The 16,981-nt window shown below is 66.0% G+C and carries 12 protein-coding genes; 3 read left to right on the forward strand and 9 right to left on the reverse strand.

Annotation, left to right across the window (positions count from 1 at the left end):
• Positions 1-68 precede the first annotated feature (68 nt).
• Together U5A58_RS00080 and U5A58_RS00085 are read right to left on the reverse strand one after the other, a co-directional pair.
• Positions 69-1,550 (reverse strand): D-aminoacylase, encoded by a 1,482-nt coding sequence (locus U5A58_RS00080; RefSeq protein WP_321959853.1) that lies wholly within the window; start codon positions 1,548-1,550, stop codon positions 69-71.
• A 34-nt stretch (positions 1,551-1,584) separates the two neighbouring features.
• Complete coding sequence (locus U5A58_RS00085) at positions 1,585-2,511, reverse strand: MurR/RpiR family transcriptional regulator (RefSeq protein ID WP_321959854.1); 927 nt, start codon at positions 2,509-2,511, stop codon at positions 1,585-1,587.
• A 127-nt stretch (positions 2,512-2,638) separates the two neighbouring features.
• Between U5A58_RS00085 and U5A58_RS00090 the strand changes: the two genes are divergently transcribed.
• Complete coding sequence (locus U5A58_RS00090) at positions 2,639-3,919, forward strand: amino acid deaminase (protein ID WP_321959855.1); 1,281 nt, start codon at positions 2,639-2,641, stop codon at positions 3,917-3,919.
• Between the two features lie 35 nt (positions 3,920-3,954).
• On the opposite strand, the gene U5A58_RS00095 is transcribed toward U5A58_RS00090, so the two are convergent.
• On the reverse strand, positions 3,955-4,431 hold the full coding sequence (locus U5A58_RS00095) for a MarR family winged helix-turn-helix transcriptional regulator (protein ID WP_321959856.1): 477 nt from the start codon (positions 4,429-4,431) through the stop codon (positions 3,955-3,957).
• 85 nt (positions 4,432-4,516) lie between these two features.
• Positions 4,517-6,112 (reverse strand): MDR family MFS transporter, encoded by a 1,596-nt coding sequence (locus tag U5A58_RS00100; RefSeq protein WP_321959857.1) that lies wholly within the window; start codon positions 6,110-6,112, stop codon positions 4,517-4,519.
• A 122-nt stretch (positions 6,113-6,234) separates the two neighbouring features.
• On the opposite strand from U5A58_RS00100, the gene U5A58_RS00105 reads away from it, so the two are divergent.
• On the forward strand, positions 6,235-7,122 hold the full coding sequence (locus U5A58_RS00105; protein ID WP_321959858.1) for an EcsC family protein: 888 nt from the start codon (positions 6,235-6,237) through the stop codon (positions 7,120-7,122).
• Here the strand turns inward: U5A58_RS00105 and U5A58_RS00110 are convergent.
• The 3 genes from U5A58_RS00110 to U5A58_RS00120 all read right to left on the reverse strand — a co-directional run bounded on the left by U5A58_RS00110 (position 7,092) and on the right by U5A58_RS00120 (position 10,029).
• Positions 7,092-8,060 (reverse strand): alpha/beta hydrolase, encoded by a 969-nt coding sequence (locus U5A58_RS00110; RefSeq protein WP_321959859.1) that lies wholly within the window; start codon positions 8,058-8,060, stop codon positions 7,092-7,094. The two genes, U5A58_RS00105 and U5A58_RS00110, sit on opposite strands and share 31 nt — an antisense overlap.
• Positions 8,061-8,215: 155 nt before the next feature.
• The gene (locus tag U5A58_RS00115) at positions 8,216-8,650 is read right to left on the reverse strand and encodes a CHRD domain-containing protein (RefSeq protein WP_321959860.1); all 435 of its coding nucleotides are present in this window, start codon (positions 8,648-8,650) and stop codon (positions 8,216-8,218) included.
• Between the two features lie 248 nt (positions 8,651-8,898).
• Positions 8,899-10,029, reverse strand: a complete 1,131-nt coding sequence (locus tag U5A58_RS00120) for a porin (RefSeq protein ID WP_321959861.1) — start codon at positions 10,027-10,029, stop codon at positions 8,899-8,901.
• 456 nt (positions 10,030-10,485) lie between these two features.
• Here U5A58_RS00120 and U5A58_RS00125 point away from each other — a divergent pair, with 456 nt between their 5' ends.
• Positions 10,486-11,430 carry a LysR family transcriptional regulator gene (locus U5A58_RS00125; protein ID WP_321959862.1) on the forward strand — a complete coding sequence of 315 codons (945 nt, stop codon included), beginning with the start codon at positions 10,486-10,488 and terminating at the stop codon, positions 11,428-11,430.
• A 190-nt stretch (positions 11,431-11,620) separates the two neighbouring features.
• On the opposite strand, the gene U5A58_RS00130 is transcribed toward U5A58_RS00125, so the two are convergent.
• Together U5A58_RS00130 and U5A58_RS00135 are read right to left on the reverse strand one after the other, a co-directional pair.
• Positions 11,621-16,216, reverse strand: coding sequence for an ATP-binding protein (locus tag U5A58_RS00130; protein ID WP_321959863.1), 4,596 nt, complete (start codon positions 16,214-16,216; stop codon positions 11,621-11,623).
• Positions 16,217-16,237: 21 nt separating this feature from the next.
• Complete coding sequence (locus U5A58_RS00135) at positions 16,238-16,969, reverse strand: aquaporin (RefSeq protein ID WP_321959864.1); 732 nt, start codon at positions 16,967-16,969, stop codon at positions 16,238-16,240.
• Between the last annotated feature and the right edge of the window lie 12 nt (positions 16,970-16,981).

Below are 16,981 nucleotides of genomic sequence, written 5' to 3' on the forward strand. Positions count from 1 at the left end.
ATCGTGCGGCGCGCGCGGCTTTTTGGGCCACGCGCGCCGAGGGTCGAAATTCGATAGATAAAGCTTGCTTAAAAGGCGTTCGCCTCTGCCTGTGCCTCACGCTTGCCGCGCGCGACGAAGTGGCCCGCGCGCTCGCCCGTGGGCTGGCCGTCGCGGTACGAGAGCACGCCGTTGACCCACACCGCGTCGATGCCTTCGGCCACCTGCTGCGGCTGCTCGAAGGTCGCCGCGTCGCGCACGCGTGCGGGGTCGAACAACACGAGGTCGGCGTGCCAGCCCACATGCACCTCGCCGCGTTGCGAAAGGCCGAAGCGCCGCGCAGAAAGGCCCGTCATCTTGCGCACCGCTTCTTCGAGCGGCAGCAAGGCCGCGTCGCGCGCGTAGTGACCGAGCACGCGCGGAAACGCCCCCCACAGGCGCGGGTGCGGCAACGGGTCGTTCGGCAAGCCGTCCGAGCCGACCATCGTGGCCGGATGCGAAAGAATGCGGCGCACATCGTCTTCGGACATGTTGTGGTACACCGCGCCCGCCGGCTGCAGTCGCTTGCCCGCTTCCTGCTGCGACACACCCCACTCGGCCGCGATGTCCTTGATGAGCTTGCCGGCCTGCTCGGGGTGCGGCGTGGACCACGTGATCGTGATGTCGATGTCGCCTGTCACCTGCTTGAGGTCCAGCGTGGAAGAACTGCGGCTATACGGATAGCAGTCGCAACCCACCGGCTGATACTTGCGCGCGCTTTCGAGCGACGCGAGCACCTCCGTGCTGCGCCCCCAGTTGGAAGGGCCCGCGCACTTCAGATGCGAGATCACCACCGGCACACGCGCATGCTTGCCGATGTGGTACGCCTCGTTCATCGCCTCGAGAATCGCGTCGAACTCGGTGCGCATGTGCGTCGTGTAGACCGCGCCGGCGAACGCGAGCGGCTCCGCCAGCGAGGCAACCTCTTCGGTCGACGCCTCGAACGCGGAACCATACGCGAGGCCAGTGGAGAGGCCGAGCGCGCCATGCGTGAGCGCGTCTTCGAGCTGCGCGCGCATGGCCGCGATCTCGTCGCCGGTGGCGGCGCGCTGCAGATCGTTCATGTGATTGTTGCGCAGCGCCGTATGGCCGATCAGCGCGCCCACGTTCACGGCGGGCCGCGCCGCGTTTACCGCATCGACGTATGCCGAGAACGTCGGATAGCTGAACGCATCGCGCTCGCCGAGCAGGTTCATCGGATCGGGCGGATCGCCCTTGAGCGTGACCGGCGACGCGCTGATGCCGCAGTTGCCGACCACCACCGTCGTCACGCCCTGGCTGATCTTGGGCAGCATTTGCGGCGAGCGGATCACATGCGTGTCGTCGTGCGTATGGACGTCGATGAAACCCGGCGCGAGCGCGCGCCCATTGGCCTCGATCACCTCTTCCGCGAGCCAGTTCGACAGGTTGCCGATCGCGACGATGCGTCCGTCGCGCAGCGCCACGTCGCGCTCGACAGGCGGTGCGCCAGTGCCGTCGTAAAGCATGGCGCCGACAATCAACGTGTCGGCGGCTTCGGGGTGCGAATGCATACGCGTCTCCTCAGGATGGCTCTCAGTTCGACGCTCAGTCACCGAGCGGCTGGCGTTCGCCGCCGCCGCGATGCGCGTCCAGCGTGTGCTTCATACGGCGCAGCAGCTCGCGGCTGGCCTCCGGTTGCGCAAGCGCCAGCTCGGTCACGAGCACGTCGAGTGCCATCATCATCGCGTAACGTGACGACGACGGCTTGTAGATGAAATCGGTCTCGCTCGCGACGATCGGCACGAGCCAGTCGGCGAGCGCGGCGAGCGGCGAAGCCGGCGCGGTGAGCGCGACGAGCTTCGCGCCGTAGTCGCGCGCGATCCGGCACGCGTCGACGAGTTCTGGCACGCGCCCTGTTACGGAAAGCGCGACGACCACGTCTTCGGACGAGAGCGTGCTCGCCACCATGCGCTGCAGCAAGCTGTCCTGGTACGACGCCACCGGACGGCCCAGGCGCACGAGGCGAAAGCGCATTTCGTCGGCGAGCGCGCTCGAGCCGCCGCCCATGCCGAACACGTAGATCATGCGGGAGCGCGCCAGCGCCGCGGCGGCCTGCGCAAACGGCGCCTGGCGCAGCAGTTCGTGATTGCGCGCAAGCGCCGTGTGGATTTCGTCGTAAACACGGGTGGCGAGCGGCTCGGCTTCGGCATCGGCTGCGCGCGGCTTGTCCGCGCCTGCGGAGTCGCCAGCGTGGCCGCCGCGCAGGAAGCGGTCGCCCACAGCGGCCGCCTGCGCGAGCCTAAGCTTGAGTTCGCGCACGTCGTGGCAGCCCACCGCCTTCGCAAAGCGCGTGACGGAGGCAATGCTCACGCCCGCGCGCTGCGCCAGCTCGCCAATGCTCGCGCGCGCTGCGCTGGCAAGATCGTCGAGAATCAGCGCGGCCACGTCGCGCTCGGCCGGACGCAGTTCGGGCACGCATTGCGCAATACACGCGACGATGTCGAAGCGGGCCGGATCGGCAGCGGTGTTCATTGCAGGGAGTCTGTTAATAAATAACAATTCACGAAGCGATGTTACTTTGTGTACTATCTCCGAGTCAACGCCGGCCCATGAGACGCCGGTGTAGATGAGACGCATGGAGCATATGGAGCGAAGGCAAATGAAAGTTACAAACTATCAGAGTGCAGCAATCGACCCGAACAGCAAGGGCCTTGGCAACGTACCGGGCGCAAGCGTGCCGCTCGGGGACGCGGGGCGCCTCGAATGGAATCTACTCGAAGAGGACGTGAGCCTGCCGGCAGCTGTGCTCTATGCCGATCGCGTCGAGCACAACCTGAAGTGGATGCAGGACTTTGTCACGCGTTATGGCGTGAAGCTCGCCCCGCATGGCAAAACGACGATGGCGCCGCAGCTCTTTCGCCGCCAGATCGAGACGGGCGCGTGGGGCATCACGCTTGCCACCGCGCACCAGACGCGCGCCGCCTACCGCGGCGGTATCTCTCGCGTGCTGATGGCGAACCAGCTCGTGGGCCGCCACAACATGGCGATCATCGCCGAGCTGCTGAGCGATGCGAGCTTCGAATTCTTTTGCCTCGTCGATTCGGTGGAGGGCGTGGAGCATCTGGGTGAATTCTTCCGCGCAGCGGGCCGCACGCTGCAGGTGCTGCTCGAACTGGGCGTGCCGCGTGGCCGCACGGGCGTGCGTGACACGGACACGCGCAACGCCGTGCTCGCCGCCATCGCGCGCTATCCCGACTCGCTCAAGCTAGCGGGCGTGGAAATCTACGAGGGCATCCTCAAGGAAGAAAGCGAAGTGCGCACCTTCCTGCGCGACGCGCTGAACGTGACCCAGGAACTGGCCGCCGCCGGCCGCTTCGCGCGCACGCCCGCGCTGCTCTCGGGCGCGGGCTCGGCCTGGTACGACATCGTCGCGGAAGAATTTGCGCCGGCCACGCAAGCCGGCACGATCGACGTGGTGCTGCGCCCGGGCTGCTACGTCACGCACGACGTGGGCGTCTACAAGCAGGCTCAATCGCAGATCCTCACACGCAACCCCGTGGCGCGCGAGATGGGCGTGGCGCTCCTGCCCGCGCTGCAGCTTTGGGCCTACGTGCAGTCGATTCCGGAGCCGGGCCGCGCCATCATCGGCTTCGGCAAGCGTGACGCCGCGTTCGACGCGGGCTTTCCGGAACCGTCGCGTCACTATCGCCCGGCGAGTGGCGGCGCACCGCGCGAAGTGGCGGCGAGCGAAGGCTGGGAAGTGTTCCAGATGATGGATCAGCACGCCTACCTGAAGATTCCGGCGGGCGCGGACCTGAAGGTCGGCGACATGATTGCGTTCGACATCTCGCACCCCTGCCTCACGTTCGACAAGTGGCGCCAGGTGCTGATGGTCGATGCGAAATATCGCGTCACGGAAGTGATCGAAACGTTCTTCTGAGTGCGCCATGCCTCGTTGAACACTGGGAGGCCGGCTCAGCGCGCGTCGGAGCCGGCCTCACGCGCCTGCGCGAGCGCGGCCGCCGCCGTGGCCGCCTCGCCGATGCGCGCCTCCATCATCCCCAGCGCGCCCGACAGCGCCGCGAGCGCATCGTCGGGCAGCGACATCGTTACGTTCAGGAACGCGTTGCGGCGCGGCAGGCCCTCCTCGATCACGGAACGGCCCGCGTCGGTCAGCGTGACGTTGGTGATGCGGTTGTCGCGCTCGTCGGCGCGGCGCGCGATCCAGCCGAGCGACTCCAGCGCCTTCAACTGCCGCGTGAGCGCGCCCGGGTCCACGCGCAGCCGCTCGACGAGCCGCTTTTGCGACGACACGCCGTCCTGATCGTAAAGCGCGAGCAAAATGCGCCAGCGCGGCAGCGGATGCCCGACCTGCGCCTCGAACGCCGACATGAACGCGCGGTAGGTCCGTCCAAACTGCTGCACGATGGCGATGCGATCCTGAATTTCCATGCTTTGTTTTCCTGCCGGCTTTCTTGCCGGCTTCTGCCGGTACCCGCCGCTGGTCCAGTCCGGGCCGGCTGCGGGCCGAGGCAATTCAATCCGCGTGAATGACGGGCTCCACCTTGCGCTGCAGTTTGACCGGCGGCACGCGCCGAGTTTGCCAGATCGACACCACTGCGATCACCGCAGCCAAGGCAATACCCAGGTGAATCGCGCCCACGAGCGCTTCGCGCGCGGCTTCGAGCAGCGGCGCGCCATTATGCCCGGCGTGCGTGAGATCGGCGATCAGCGTTGCCTGCGCGTCGCGGTTGATGAGGATCTGCGGGTCGGCGAGCTGGGGCAGCCAGTGCGTGGCGTGATCGGCATCCAGCGCGCGCTGCACACCGCGCGAATAGAGCTGCGTGACCATCGTGCCGGTGAGCGCCGTGCCGATCATGCCGCCGATCATCCGCAGCGACTGCAGCAGCGCCGTGGCGATGCCCAGATGCTCGCGCCCAGCGGTCTGCTGCGCGAACACGGTGAGGTTCGGCATGACGAAGCCAAGGCCGACGCCCGCCATGATCATGAATGCCATGAGCAGGCCGCGCGGCGTACCGCGCGTCGCGAGCGCCACCGCGAAGCAAGCCGCCGCAATCATCGTGAAGCCGATGTAGAGCATCAGGTTCGGATTGCGGATGCGCGAGACAACGCGCCCGTTCGCGATACTGCCGATCGTGATGAACACCACGAGCGGTGTGATGACGACGCCCGCTTCCTTCGGCGTCATGCCAAAGCCGCCCTGGAACAGGAGCGGGGCATAGAACAGCAGCGAAAACATCGTGAAGCCGCCCAGCACGGCCAGCGTGAAAAGTGCGTTCAGGCTCGCGTTGCGGAACATGTCGACGGGAAGAATGGCCTGCGGGCAACGGCGCTCCCATTGCCAGAGCGCCCAGCCGGCCGCCAGCGCGAGGGCGAGCAGGCCGATGGCCGAAGCGCTGAGACCGTGCCCGGGCAGACGCTCCACGAAAAGCTGCAGGCTGCCGAGTGCGATCGCGATGAGAAGCGCACCCGGCCAGTCGAGGCGCATTCGCGCCTCGTGCGCGACATGACGCAGATGCGGCAGATACTTCCACACGAAAAACAGCGAAAGCAGGCCCACGGGCAGATTCACGTAGAACACGGAACGCCAGCCGTAGTACTGCGTGAGAAAGCCGCCGAGCGACGGCCCGACCGCGTTGGCGATACCGAACGCAGAGCTCATGAGCACCTGCCAGCGCAGGCGCACGACGGAATCGGGAAAGAGATCGGGAATGCAGGCGAACGCAGTGCCGACCAGCATGCCGCCGCCGATGCCTTGCAACCCGCGCGCGATCACAAGGAACAGCATGCTGTTGGCGGCGCCGCACAGCACCGAAGCGGCGGTGAAGACAACGATCGACGCGATCACGAACGGCTTGCGCCCGTAATAGTCGCCGAGGCGCCCAAAAATGGGGACGGTGATAACCGAGGTGAGCAGATAAGACGTGGCGACCCACGCGTAAAGCTCGAAGCCGCGCAGCTCGGCGACGATGGTCGGCAGCGCGGTGCCCACGACGGTCTGGTCGAGCGCGACGAGCATCGTCACGAACGAGACACCGAGCATCGCGAGCAGCGACTCCCGGAACGGCAGAACCTGCCCGCTCGAATGGTGGGCAGCGGTATGAACGGCCATTTTTTGATCCAGCAACGGTTGACGCGTCAAAGATTGATCATCATAGCACGGCTCGATCCACTACACTGGGGCGTCGAACGGCGGCGATGCCCCGCCGTCGTTGCTGAAAATCCGGGAGCGCAATGGAACCCATAACCGAACCCACGAGCGAACCCACCGCCGCCGAAGCGGCCCGCGCGGGTGCTGTCGCGGCCTTCACCGAGGTCGATCTCGACGCGCTGCGGCGCGCCAAACATCAGCTCGAAACGCCGCCGCTCGGCATGAAGCTCGCGGCCATCGTGGGGGCGCCGGTGGAAAAATTGCTGGCGCGGCTGCCCGGCGTCGCGAACGACAAGGTGGCCGACGCGACGCAAACCGCGCTGCGCAAGTGCCTGCAACTCGCACTGAAAACGCTCGGCAAACAAAGCGCCCTCTCCACCGCCGAACCTCGCACGAGCGCAAAGCGGAGCAACCTGCTGCACAAGTTCGCCGTCGCGACCACGGGCGCGGCGGGCGGCGCATTCGGCCTTTTCGCGCTGCCCGTCGAGTTGCCCGTCACGACCACGCTGATGTTTCGGTCGATTTGCGACATTGCGCGCAGCGAAGGCGAAGATCTGGCCAGCACCGACACGCAGCTGCAATGCCTGACCGTGTTCGGCATGGGCGGCCGCTCGCCTGCCGACGACGAAGCCGACTTCGGCTATTTCATCGTGCGCGGCGCGCTTGCGAAGGCGGTATCGGCGGCATCGTCGGAAATGGCCACGAAGGGCTTTGCCGCGCACGGCTCGACCGCGCTCCTCAAGCTCATGCAGACCGTGGCCGCGCGCTTCTCCGTGCAGGTGAGCGAGCAGGTCGCGGCAAAATCGATACCGGCCATCGGCGCGGTGCTCGGCGCCATGGTCAATACCGTGTTCATCGACCATTTCCAGCAGGTGGCGCATGGTCACTTCACCGTGCGCCGGCTCGAGCGCCGCTACGGCGAAGCCGCCGTGCACGCGGCCTATGACGCGATCGAGGTCTCGCTCGATTGAGGCGGCTGCGGCTTCTCGTCGCCTCGCGCCGGCGCACCGGTCACGCGGCGCACGAAGCTCGCGGCAACGTCGAGCGTCCGGCGCGCCTCAGGCATGAACGGCGCATAGATCGGCCAGATATGCGGCATGCCGCTGGCAATCTCGCACTCCACCGGCACGCCGGCGGCGCGCGCGCGTTCGACGACGCGGCGCGTGTCGTCGAGCAGCGTTTCGGAGCTTCCCACGAAGAGGCTTAGCGGCGGCAAGCCGCGAAAGTCAGCATAAAGCGGCGATGCGTAGGGATCGGTTGCACTGGCCGAGCCGAGGTAGAACGGCGCAATACGCGCGAATACCTCACCGCTGAACATGGGATCGCGCCCGTCGTTCTCGCGTATCGAGGCGCCCGTCGCCGCAAGATCGGTCCAGGGGGAAAAGAGCACGGCGCCAGCGGGGAGCGGATCGCCCGCGTCGCGCAAGGCAACGAGTGCGGCTAGCGCAAGCCCGCCGCCCGCCGAATCGCCGCTAATCACAATCGATGCGGGCCGCGTTCCGTCTGCCAGCAAATGGCGATACGCGGCCAATGCGTCCTCGAGCGCTGCCGGAAACGGATGCTCGGGCGCGAGGCGATAGTCGAGCGAGAAAACGTTGGCGTCAGCGCGCTTGCCGAGACCAAACGAAATCGCGCGCTGCGAGCGCGGCGAGCAGAAGTAGTACCCACCGCCATGCAGATAAAGGAGTGTGCGCTGCGCGGGCGAGCGCTCGCGGATGAGCCACTCGCCGCGCAACGGGACATCGGAGGCGTCGTACTGTTCGCGCAAGCGCCAGCCGTTCGGCACGCCTGGCGTCCAGATGCGTCTCGCCGTCAGCATGCGCACGCGTGCGACGTTGATCGACTTGCGTGTTTGCGGCAGAAAGGTGCGGCGCAAGAACCTGCAGATCAGCCTGCTTTGCCAGCTCATCGGTTCAGCCCTCCGCGGCATTCAAACTGGGCTCAACCTGCATTCGGTGGCGGTCAATGTCGACGGTCAATTGACATAGGCCCGCAATCAGACTTCGATTGCGGGAACCAGCGGCGCGCGCAATGCGGTGAGTGAGGCGAACGATTGCGCGCCGATCAATTGGCGGGCAGCACCTGGCCGCGAATCTCGCCTGACGGGTTCTGCGCGGTATGAACGTTGAAATACCACTGGCCACCCATTAGCTGGGTCACCTGCTGCTCGTTGAGCGTGGCGGAGCCCTTGATCGGGCTTGCCGTTTCGCCCTTCGGAATCGGGACCTGCACCCCGGCGTTCTGTCCAACCGGCGCGGGACCGTGGAAGTGCGCAGCCGTCGCCGGGCCGGAGAGGCCTTCGTAGGTGATCGTCCAGTTCAGCGATTTCGTGGACGTGTCGAACGTGGCGTTGAGCATGCCGTGGCCCTGGCTCACACGCGGCGGCACTTCGCTGGACGGTTCGAGATCGGCTTTCAGCGCGACGGTGTCGGCGTACGCGGCACCGGAGGCGAGGACACACAGAGCGAGAGCGAGCTGCAGCGGACGAAGCACATTCATGGAATTTCTCCTGTTTTTGTGGCGCGCTGCACCAGAAGGCGCAAAACCGCGCTCCCACATGCTAGAGCAAATCCGCCGCGCGCGTTCGCTGCGCCGATGTCGGCCCTGCGTAAGCCGCGTGCAATAAAAAAAGGCGCCGCAAGCGGCGCCTTTCAACCCAAGTACTACCTTCTTGCCATCCGGCGCTACGCGCTCCCATCTGCGATGCTTGCAACAACCCCAACCGGGAACGCGACGCCTCCGAATGCTTAGAAGCGGTGACGGATACCCGTCGTGATGATCCCCTGGTTCTTGGACGACGAGAAGTTGTCGTTGCCCTGGAAGCCCACTTGCGTGATGCCCACTGCGTTCTGGCCAGCACCCCACATGCCGACGCCTTCGAGGTACACGTCGGTGCGCTTCGAGAGCGAGTAGTCGGCTTGCAGAGCGAACTGGTGCCAGTGCGCCGAGTTGCTGCCGTTCGCGTCGAGCACCGAGCCGTTCGCGTTCGTGTACGTGTACATCGCGCCGATACCGAGAGCCGGCGTCAGGTTGTAGCGTGCGTTGGCTTCGATGTTGTTGAAGCGCAGCGAATTGCCCAGAGAGTCGTTGACGCGCGACTGCGTGAACACGACGCCGCCGACCATCGGACCGTAGGTGTAGCTTGCGCCTGCCCCCCAGTTGCGCTGACGCTCATTCCCGCTGAGCGCGCTCAGTGCGCCGAGCGTGTTCGCCATCGGCGAACCCTGGACCGCACCGCCACCGTTGGCATTCACGCCATTGATCTGCGTGTAGGCCGCGCCAAGACGCAGGCCTTGGTATGCATAGCTCATACCGGCGCTGTATGCGCGGTTGACCGCGAAGCCGCCAGCCTGGTTCGAGAACGCGTAGAGGCCGCCGAACTGGAAGCCCGAGAAGTTCGGGCTGGCGTACTTGATCGAGTTGTTGAGCGAGAACGTGCCGTTCAGGTCATCGTTGTCGATGAGGTGCGCCGTGTAGTTGCCGCCCCAGGTGCCCACAGCGGTGAGCGGGCTCACGTAGTCGATCATCGAGTCGAACTGGCGACCGAACGTGACCGTGCCGTACTGGTCTTGCGTCAGACCGACGTACGCCTGACGATTGAACAGGCCGCCGTTCTGCTGGCCGTTCGCGATGTTGAAGCCGCTTTCGAGGGTGAAGATCGTCTTCAGGCCACCACCAAGATCCTCAACGCCGCGCAGGCCCCAGCGGCTCGCCGAAAGGTTACCGCTCGTCAGGGCGAAATTCCGGTTGCCATCGACATTGGTCGTGTAGGTAATGCCGGCATCGACAATACCGTAGAGCGTGACGCTGCTTTGCGCGTACGACGCCGATGCAAAAGTCGCAGCGACTGCCGCCGCGATAGCCAGTTTCTTTTTCATATGCTTCCTTCGATGCAAGGCCTTTCGGCAAAAATGGATGCCGTCGCCGACCTCACGCCGGCATAGCGATTCCGTATTGCAGTGCATGCAGCACCGCGTTGATTTGCATGGCGAAGTTTATGGGCGTCGCATTTCGACGAACCACCCGATATCTCGGCAAAAGCCTTTTCGAATTAATTGAATCCTGCTGCGGTAAACCCTCAAACGCTTGTGACTCAATGCTCACGACTTATCTTGTTTTTCTCTCTCGCGACCATTTCATTCGGTATCCCGATAAAGCGTTGCAGTCGGACAACACTGGCAATTCGGGATAAAGCGTCGATTCGGACGAATCCCATTCCGCTCGCCCAACACGCATCGGTACTATCGTTCTCGGCGAGCACCCACGCGCGCCCTCCGACTTCATTCCTCTTCTTCGCAGCCCCCATCCGCCTCGTGTCCACGCCCCCCAAAAACATGAATCAGCTTCAGGCCATGCGCGTGTTCGTCAGCGTTGCCGAGCACGGCTCGTTCGGCCGCGCGGCGACCAGTCTGAACATGTCGAACGCGGTGGTCACCCGCTACGTAGCGTTGCTCGAAGCCCATCTGGAAACGCGGCTCATCAACCGCAACACGCGCAGCGCATCGCTCACCGAGGCGGGGGCCGCCTATGCGCAGGGCTGCCGCCAGGTCCTCGACGATCTGGCGCGCATAGAAACGCATATCGCGCATGGCGTATCGGTGCCGTCCGGCACGTTGCGCGTCGTTACCCACGCATCGTTTTCGCTGCACGACCTCACGCCGATGCTCGAGCGTTACCTCGACGCGTTCCCGAAAGTCCGCCTCTCGCTCACGTTGCTGCACCGTCCGGTCGACCTGATCGAGGAGGGATTCGACGCGGGCATTGTGGCGCCGCGCCAGGTGAGCGGCGGCACGCTGATCCGCCGTCCGCTTTTGAGCGTCGCGCCGGTTGCCGTCGCATCGCCCGCCTACCTCGCAAGCCATGCTGCGCCGCAATGCCCCGCCGATCTCGCCCGTCACACGCTCCTTGCGCCTTCCGCCGATATTCACGGCAACGAATGGCATTTCGAGGGCCCGGGCGGCGTGCGCAAACCCGTGCTGATCGAGCCGGCGTACGCTGTGAACAATTCCGTGATGCTGCGTCAGGCCGCGATCGCGGGTATGGGCATCACGATCCTGCCGGCAAACCACGTGGACGCCGATCTCGCATCCGGCCAGCTCGTGCGCGTGCTTGCCGGATGGGACATTCGCGGCGCAGACAAGGAACTCTCGCTCGTCTACCCCGGCCGCCGGCACGTTCCGGCAAAAACACGTTCGTTCGTTGACTTCACAGTCGAATGGTTTCGCCGGCACGACACCGCAGCGGCAAGCGCGATTACCAGCATTCCCTGTAATAGTTAATTGATCGAAATTGTCTCGATTTCTTTCCGCCTGCCGACTAAGCTAGGAACTGCGAGAAGTGACTCTTCATCGAAGGGTCTCCAAGCTTGAACGCGGCTTCGGCCGCGTTTTTTTTCGCCTGCTCGAAACGCCGCTTTTGCCGCTTTTTGCTCTATTCGGTCGCGCCGGTCCATGTCCTGATTCGCATCATTCACGCGAGCAGAGCGGCCTGTTGCTCGATTCCGCCAAGCATCGCCTGGCACGTGCGGATGAGCGCATAGCCTTCCTCACGCAATTGCCCGGCAGTGTGACTGTTCATGTGACGGCGAAACGTCTCAAGCTCGGCAAGCAGCGCAGGGTATTGCAGCACGCCCACCGCACCGGCGAGCCGGTGATGCCATTCGCGCAAGCGCGCGACATCGGCTTGCTCAAGAAGCGGCGGCAACGCGTCAAGGTCGTCGCGCATCGCCGAAACGAACGAGCTGAGCAACGTCTTCACGGTCGCCTCCCCGCCCCAGACCTGGATCATGTGCGCGAGATCCAGCGGCTCGAACGTCCGTGCGTGAGCGGGTTTTTCCGCGAGCGTTCCATCAGCACCGCCGCCCAAAGCGGCAGGCGACTCCGAGACCCCCGGGGCATTCGGAGCCCTTGAAGCCCGCGACGCTGCTTGCCCCGCTGTTGTCCTCTGTCCGCCTGCCTCGCGCGTGGCTTCGGCCTGCACGGTGCGCCGCATGCTCTCCACGCCGAACCAGCGCGCGAGATGCTCGCGCAACGTGGCCACACGGGTCGGCTTGATGAGGCAATCGTCCATGCCCGCTTCGCTGCACCGGCTCATGTTCTCGGGCGCCGTATTGGCCGTGATGCCGAGTATCGGCAAGCGCCGCCTGCCGTGCGCCTTCTGCTCCATTTGGCGCACGCGCCGCGCGAGGTCGTAGCCCGAAACGTTCGGCATATGACAGTCGGTTATCAGGCAGCCGTATTCACATTCCGCCAGCGCTCCGAGCGCCTTCGCACCGTCGTCGACGACATCGCATGCAAACCCGATCAGTGCCAGTTGATGGCGGATCAACTCCTGATTGACGGGATGGTCTTCCGCCACGAGGATGAGGCGGCCGGCAGCGCGTTCCTGCTCGCGATCGGGCGCTGGGAGCGTCGTCTCGACATCGGTGGCCGGACGTGGCGGGCTGGCCGCCTTGACCGGCAGCCCCGCCAGCGCCATCGCGCAAGCGGCGCTCAAGCCACGCCACGACAACGGGTTGACGCTCACGCGCACGCCGCTCTCGGCCACGCGGTATCCGCTCGGCTTAGGGTTCTCCGTCAGGCAAAGCACAGGTGCACCGAACTTGCCCAACCGGTCGACCAGCGCTTCCGAGACGAACAGGAGATCGGCATTGTCCGCGCCCGCGGCGCGGGCGAGGTCCGCCGGCGCGACGCGGCGCATTTGCATGCCGAGCGCCGCGCCGAAATGCATCAATGCGGCCTCGACGCTCACGTCCTCGCAGGTCACGAGCGCGCGCTTGCCGCGCAGCCCGGCCGCCGAGCCGCTTCGAGCCTCCACGGGCAATTCGATGCGCAGTGTGAGGCACGTCCCGCGATCCACTTCGCTCTCTAGCTCGAGCGCGCCGCCCATCAGCGCAGCGAGCTTGCGGCAGATCGTGAGGCCGAGCCCCGTGCCGCCGAAGCGTCGCGTAGTCGAGGTCTCGGCCTGCACGAACGGCTCGAAGAGCTGCGCCTGCGCTGCGGGCGCAATGCCGATTCCCGTGTCGCTCACCGAGATCGATAGCCGCTGATGAGAGCGGAGCGCGCCGACATCGCGTGCGCGAACATGCACGCTCACCTCGCCCGCCAGCGTGAACTTGATCGCATTACTGAGCAGATTGAAGAGGATCTGCCGTAGGCGCACGCTGTCGCCGCGCAAGAGCGCCGCGACCTCCGGCTCCACATCCACGCGCACCTTCAGTCCCTTCTCGTGTGCACGCGCGGCCAGCAGTCCGACGGCGTTGTCGACAAGCTCGCGCATGTCGAACGGCTGCGAGTCGATCACGAGGTGGCCGGCCTGGATCTTCGAGTAGTCGAGCAGATCGTCGAGTATCTGCAGCAGCGCCCCCGCCGACTCGTGCACCATGCCGACCATTTGCGCTTGATCCGGGTTAAGCGGCGTGCGCTCGAGCACCTCGACAAGACCGAGCACGCCGTTCATCGGCGTGCGGATCTCGTGGCTCATCATGGCGAGAAAGTCGTCCTTCGCGCGAGAGGCCGCCTCTGCAGTGTCGCGCGCCTGCTCGAGTTCGTCTGCGCGAGCGTGCTCGTCGTTCGCATCCAGCGCATAGCCGCTCCAGACGATCGCGCCGTCTTCTGCGCGGCGCGGCGCGAACTCCGCACGCACCCACACGAACCCGGCCGCGCCTTGAAAGCGGAACTCGGCGTGCACGGGAATGAACCGGCGCGCTGAGCGTTCGAGCTGCGAGGCGAGGCGCGCGCGATCGTGACGCCCCACCCGCGAGAGATCGACCGAATCCGCGCGGCGCAGCGTGTCGACGGTGTTGCCGAGGAGCCGCTGCGTGTCGCCGCCAATGTACGGAAACGAGTAGCGGCCATCGGGCGCGCGGCGCAACTGAAACACGATCGCGGGCAGCGAACCCGTCACCTCCGCGAGGAGCCGCTCCGATTCGCGTTCGCGCAGCTCGGCGCGCCGAATGTCGGTGACATCGATCATCGTGCCAAGTACGCAGAACGGCGCGCCCTGCGGGTCGCGGCACAGGCGCGTCCAGAAAATGCCATGACGTGCCTCCCCAAGCGTGTTCTCGAACATCAGCTCGACACGCTGGCTCTCCCCTTCGACGATCGTGAGCCGGTAGAGATCGTCCATGCGGCGGCTGTTCTCGGGTCCCCATGCCATCACGGCCGAACCCGAGCGCCCGAGGACGCGGGCGCGCGTGAGGCCGGTCGATTCCTCGTAGGCGCGATTGATTGCGAGATAGCGGTTTTCGAGGTCCCGTGCACCGAGGGGATACGGGATCATCTCCATCATCGTGTCTTGCAGTTCCACCTGCCGTGCGAGCACCTGCTCCGCGCGCCGCCGCCTGTGCATCTCGCGCTGGAGCAGCACGTAGGCGCGCAGCGTGACGAGAAGCAGCACGCCGAACACGATCAGGAGCGGAAGAAGCCGCAGCGCGTTCACGCTCCAGCCGCCGGCCCGGGTGGAAACGACTGCGGTCCAGCGATTGCGGATCCGCTGCTGTTCGGCGGGCGACATCGCACCGAGCGCGCGATTGATGAGGCCCGCGAGCGGGGCGAGGTCGCAGCGCACGGCAAACGCGGTCGAATCATCGACACCTACCGCGCCCAGCACTTTCAGCGTCTCGAGATACGTGCCGCTGAGCGGCCCGTCGAGCGCGGCCGTGTTGCCGACCAGCACATCGGCCTCGTGGCGATCGACCATCGCGAGCCCGGCCGCGAGGCTTGCGACGCGCTCGACCTGCGTACCTGGCAGCACCGGCATTTCCGGTACATGCGGCGCCAGCACGATCCGTCGGCCCGCAAAGTCGCCAAGCGAGCGCGCCATCGGCTCGTCGCGACGCCCCACCATGACGAGCGGATAGTGCTCGAACGCGTCCGTGTAGGCCACGCCGGAGTCGAACACGCCATCTCTCACAGCGGTCGCGGCGAGCGCGATCTCGCCACGTTGCAACGCGCCCACCGCGCTCGTCCAGGGGGAAACAGGCACGCGCTCGAAGGTAATGCCGAGGGTGCGTCCCAGATAGTCGAGATAGTCGTTGGCCATGCCCGACGGCTCGCCAGCCTTGTTCGTGAAGCTGAACGGCAGCCAGCTGCTGTCGTAGCCCACTTTCAGCGGCGGCAAGGCGCGCAGCCACGCGCGCTCGTCGGCGCTCAGGCTGAACGCGGACGGCGGCGCCTCTCCCGGCGCGCCGCCGTCGAACCAGCGTGCCCGCACGGCCGCTGCCGCGGCAGGCCGCACACCGCCCAGAAGAAGATCGAGCCGGTCGCGCAGCACCAACCTGGAGACCGGCACGCCATAGCGCAACTCGCGCATACGGTCGCGCTCCTCGAAGGCGACGCGCAGATCGCCGAATTCTTCGAGCGTAAGCTGATAGCGCGCCACAGGCGAAAAGCCTGCATACACGTCGGCCTTACCCTGCGCGACGGCTCGCAGCGCAGCCTGTGTAGTCGCGAACGTTTCGATGTGCGCCTGCGCGAAGCGCTCGCGCAATGCGGATTCGAGTGCGTAGCCGCGCTCGACGGCGAAGGTCGCGCGCGCGAGGCGCGCTGGCTGGGTCGCGATCGCGGTATTCCCGGCACGCGTGACGAATGCCGTGGTGCCGGTCAGGTACGGCACCGTGAAAGCAAGACAGCGCTCGCGCGACGGCGTGCGCGCGAGGCTCATTACGATGTCGATATCGCCCGCGCAGGCCGCCGCGAGCAACGCTGGCATGTCCGCAAAGACGCGTGGCTGAAGCTTGACGCCAGCGCCGGCGAGCAAGCGCAGGTAGTCGGCGCTGAAACCGCTGAGCGTGTCGCCGTCGAGCACTTCGAGCGGCGCCCAGCCCCCCGCGACCACACCGACGACGAGATGCGACGGCAACGGCGTGGCGAGCGGCTGCGTGCGCGCGATGCCCTCGCCGGTTGGCTCACACGGCGTAGCGGCACTCGCCGCCGCTACAGAAAACACGAGCCCCCATGCCGCGGCAAGCGCGCCAACGCTGGCGAATCCGCACGCAAGCCCGCGCCCGCGCCTCGATGCAGCCGGGCGCGCGCGAAGACAGAAGATGCGGAGAATCGACCTCATCGGGAAGCGCCATACTGGACTTCAGATGCCGTCGCGAGAAGGCGTGAGGACAATGCGCGGGCGGCGGCCCACGACGCGGTACGCCGCGCCGGCCGCGGCTCCCCCCAGCAACGGTGCCGCCCAGAAGAGCCAGAGTTGATCGAGCGCCCACTCGCCCACGAACAGCGCGGGACCGGTCGAGCGCGCCGGATTCGCGCCGCCGTTGCTGACGGGGATGGCAATGAGATAGATGGCAGCGAGGCAGGCGCCGATGGTAAGCGCCGCGTGCTTGCGGCGCGCGTGTGTGCTCGACATCAGCAGGTGGAAGAAGACGAACACGAACGAAGCCGCGAGTTCCAGCAGGAACACGGCGAAGAGGGTGTATTCGCTCGGCGAATGTTCGTCGTAGCCGTTGCTGCCGAGGTCGGACACCGTGACCGAGAAGCCCGGGCGCCCGCTCGCCACGCGTACGAGCAAGGCCGCGCCAAGAATGGCCCCGATGGTCTGCGCCGCGAGGTACGGCCCGGTGTCGCGCACCGGAAAGCGCCCGGAAACCGCGTAGCCAATCGTGACAGCGGGATTGAAGTGGGCGCTCGCCGCGCGTGCGGCGGCATAATTCGCCACCGTGAGCGCAAGCCCGAAGGCCGCGGCGATTTCCAGGACGTTGATGCCTTGGGAAGGCGGGCTCGCGTTGAGCGCCGTGGCTGCGCAACCGGCGAACACGAGCCACGCGGTTCCCGCGCCCTCGACCGCCAAACGCCTACCGAGCTTCATTGTTTCGTCTCC

This window comes from Paraburkholderia sp. J7 (assembly GCF_905220155.1).
Lineage (GTDB): Bacteria > Pseudomonadota > Gammaproteobacteria > Burkholderiales > Burkholderiaceae > Paraburkholderia.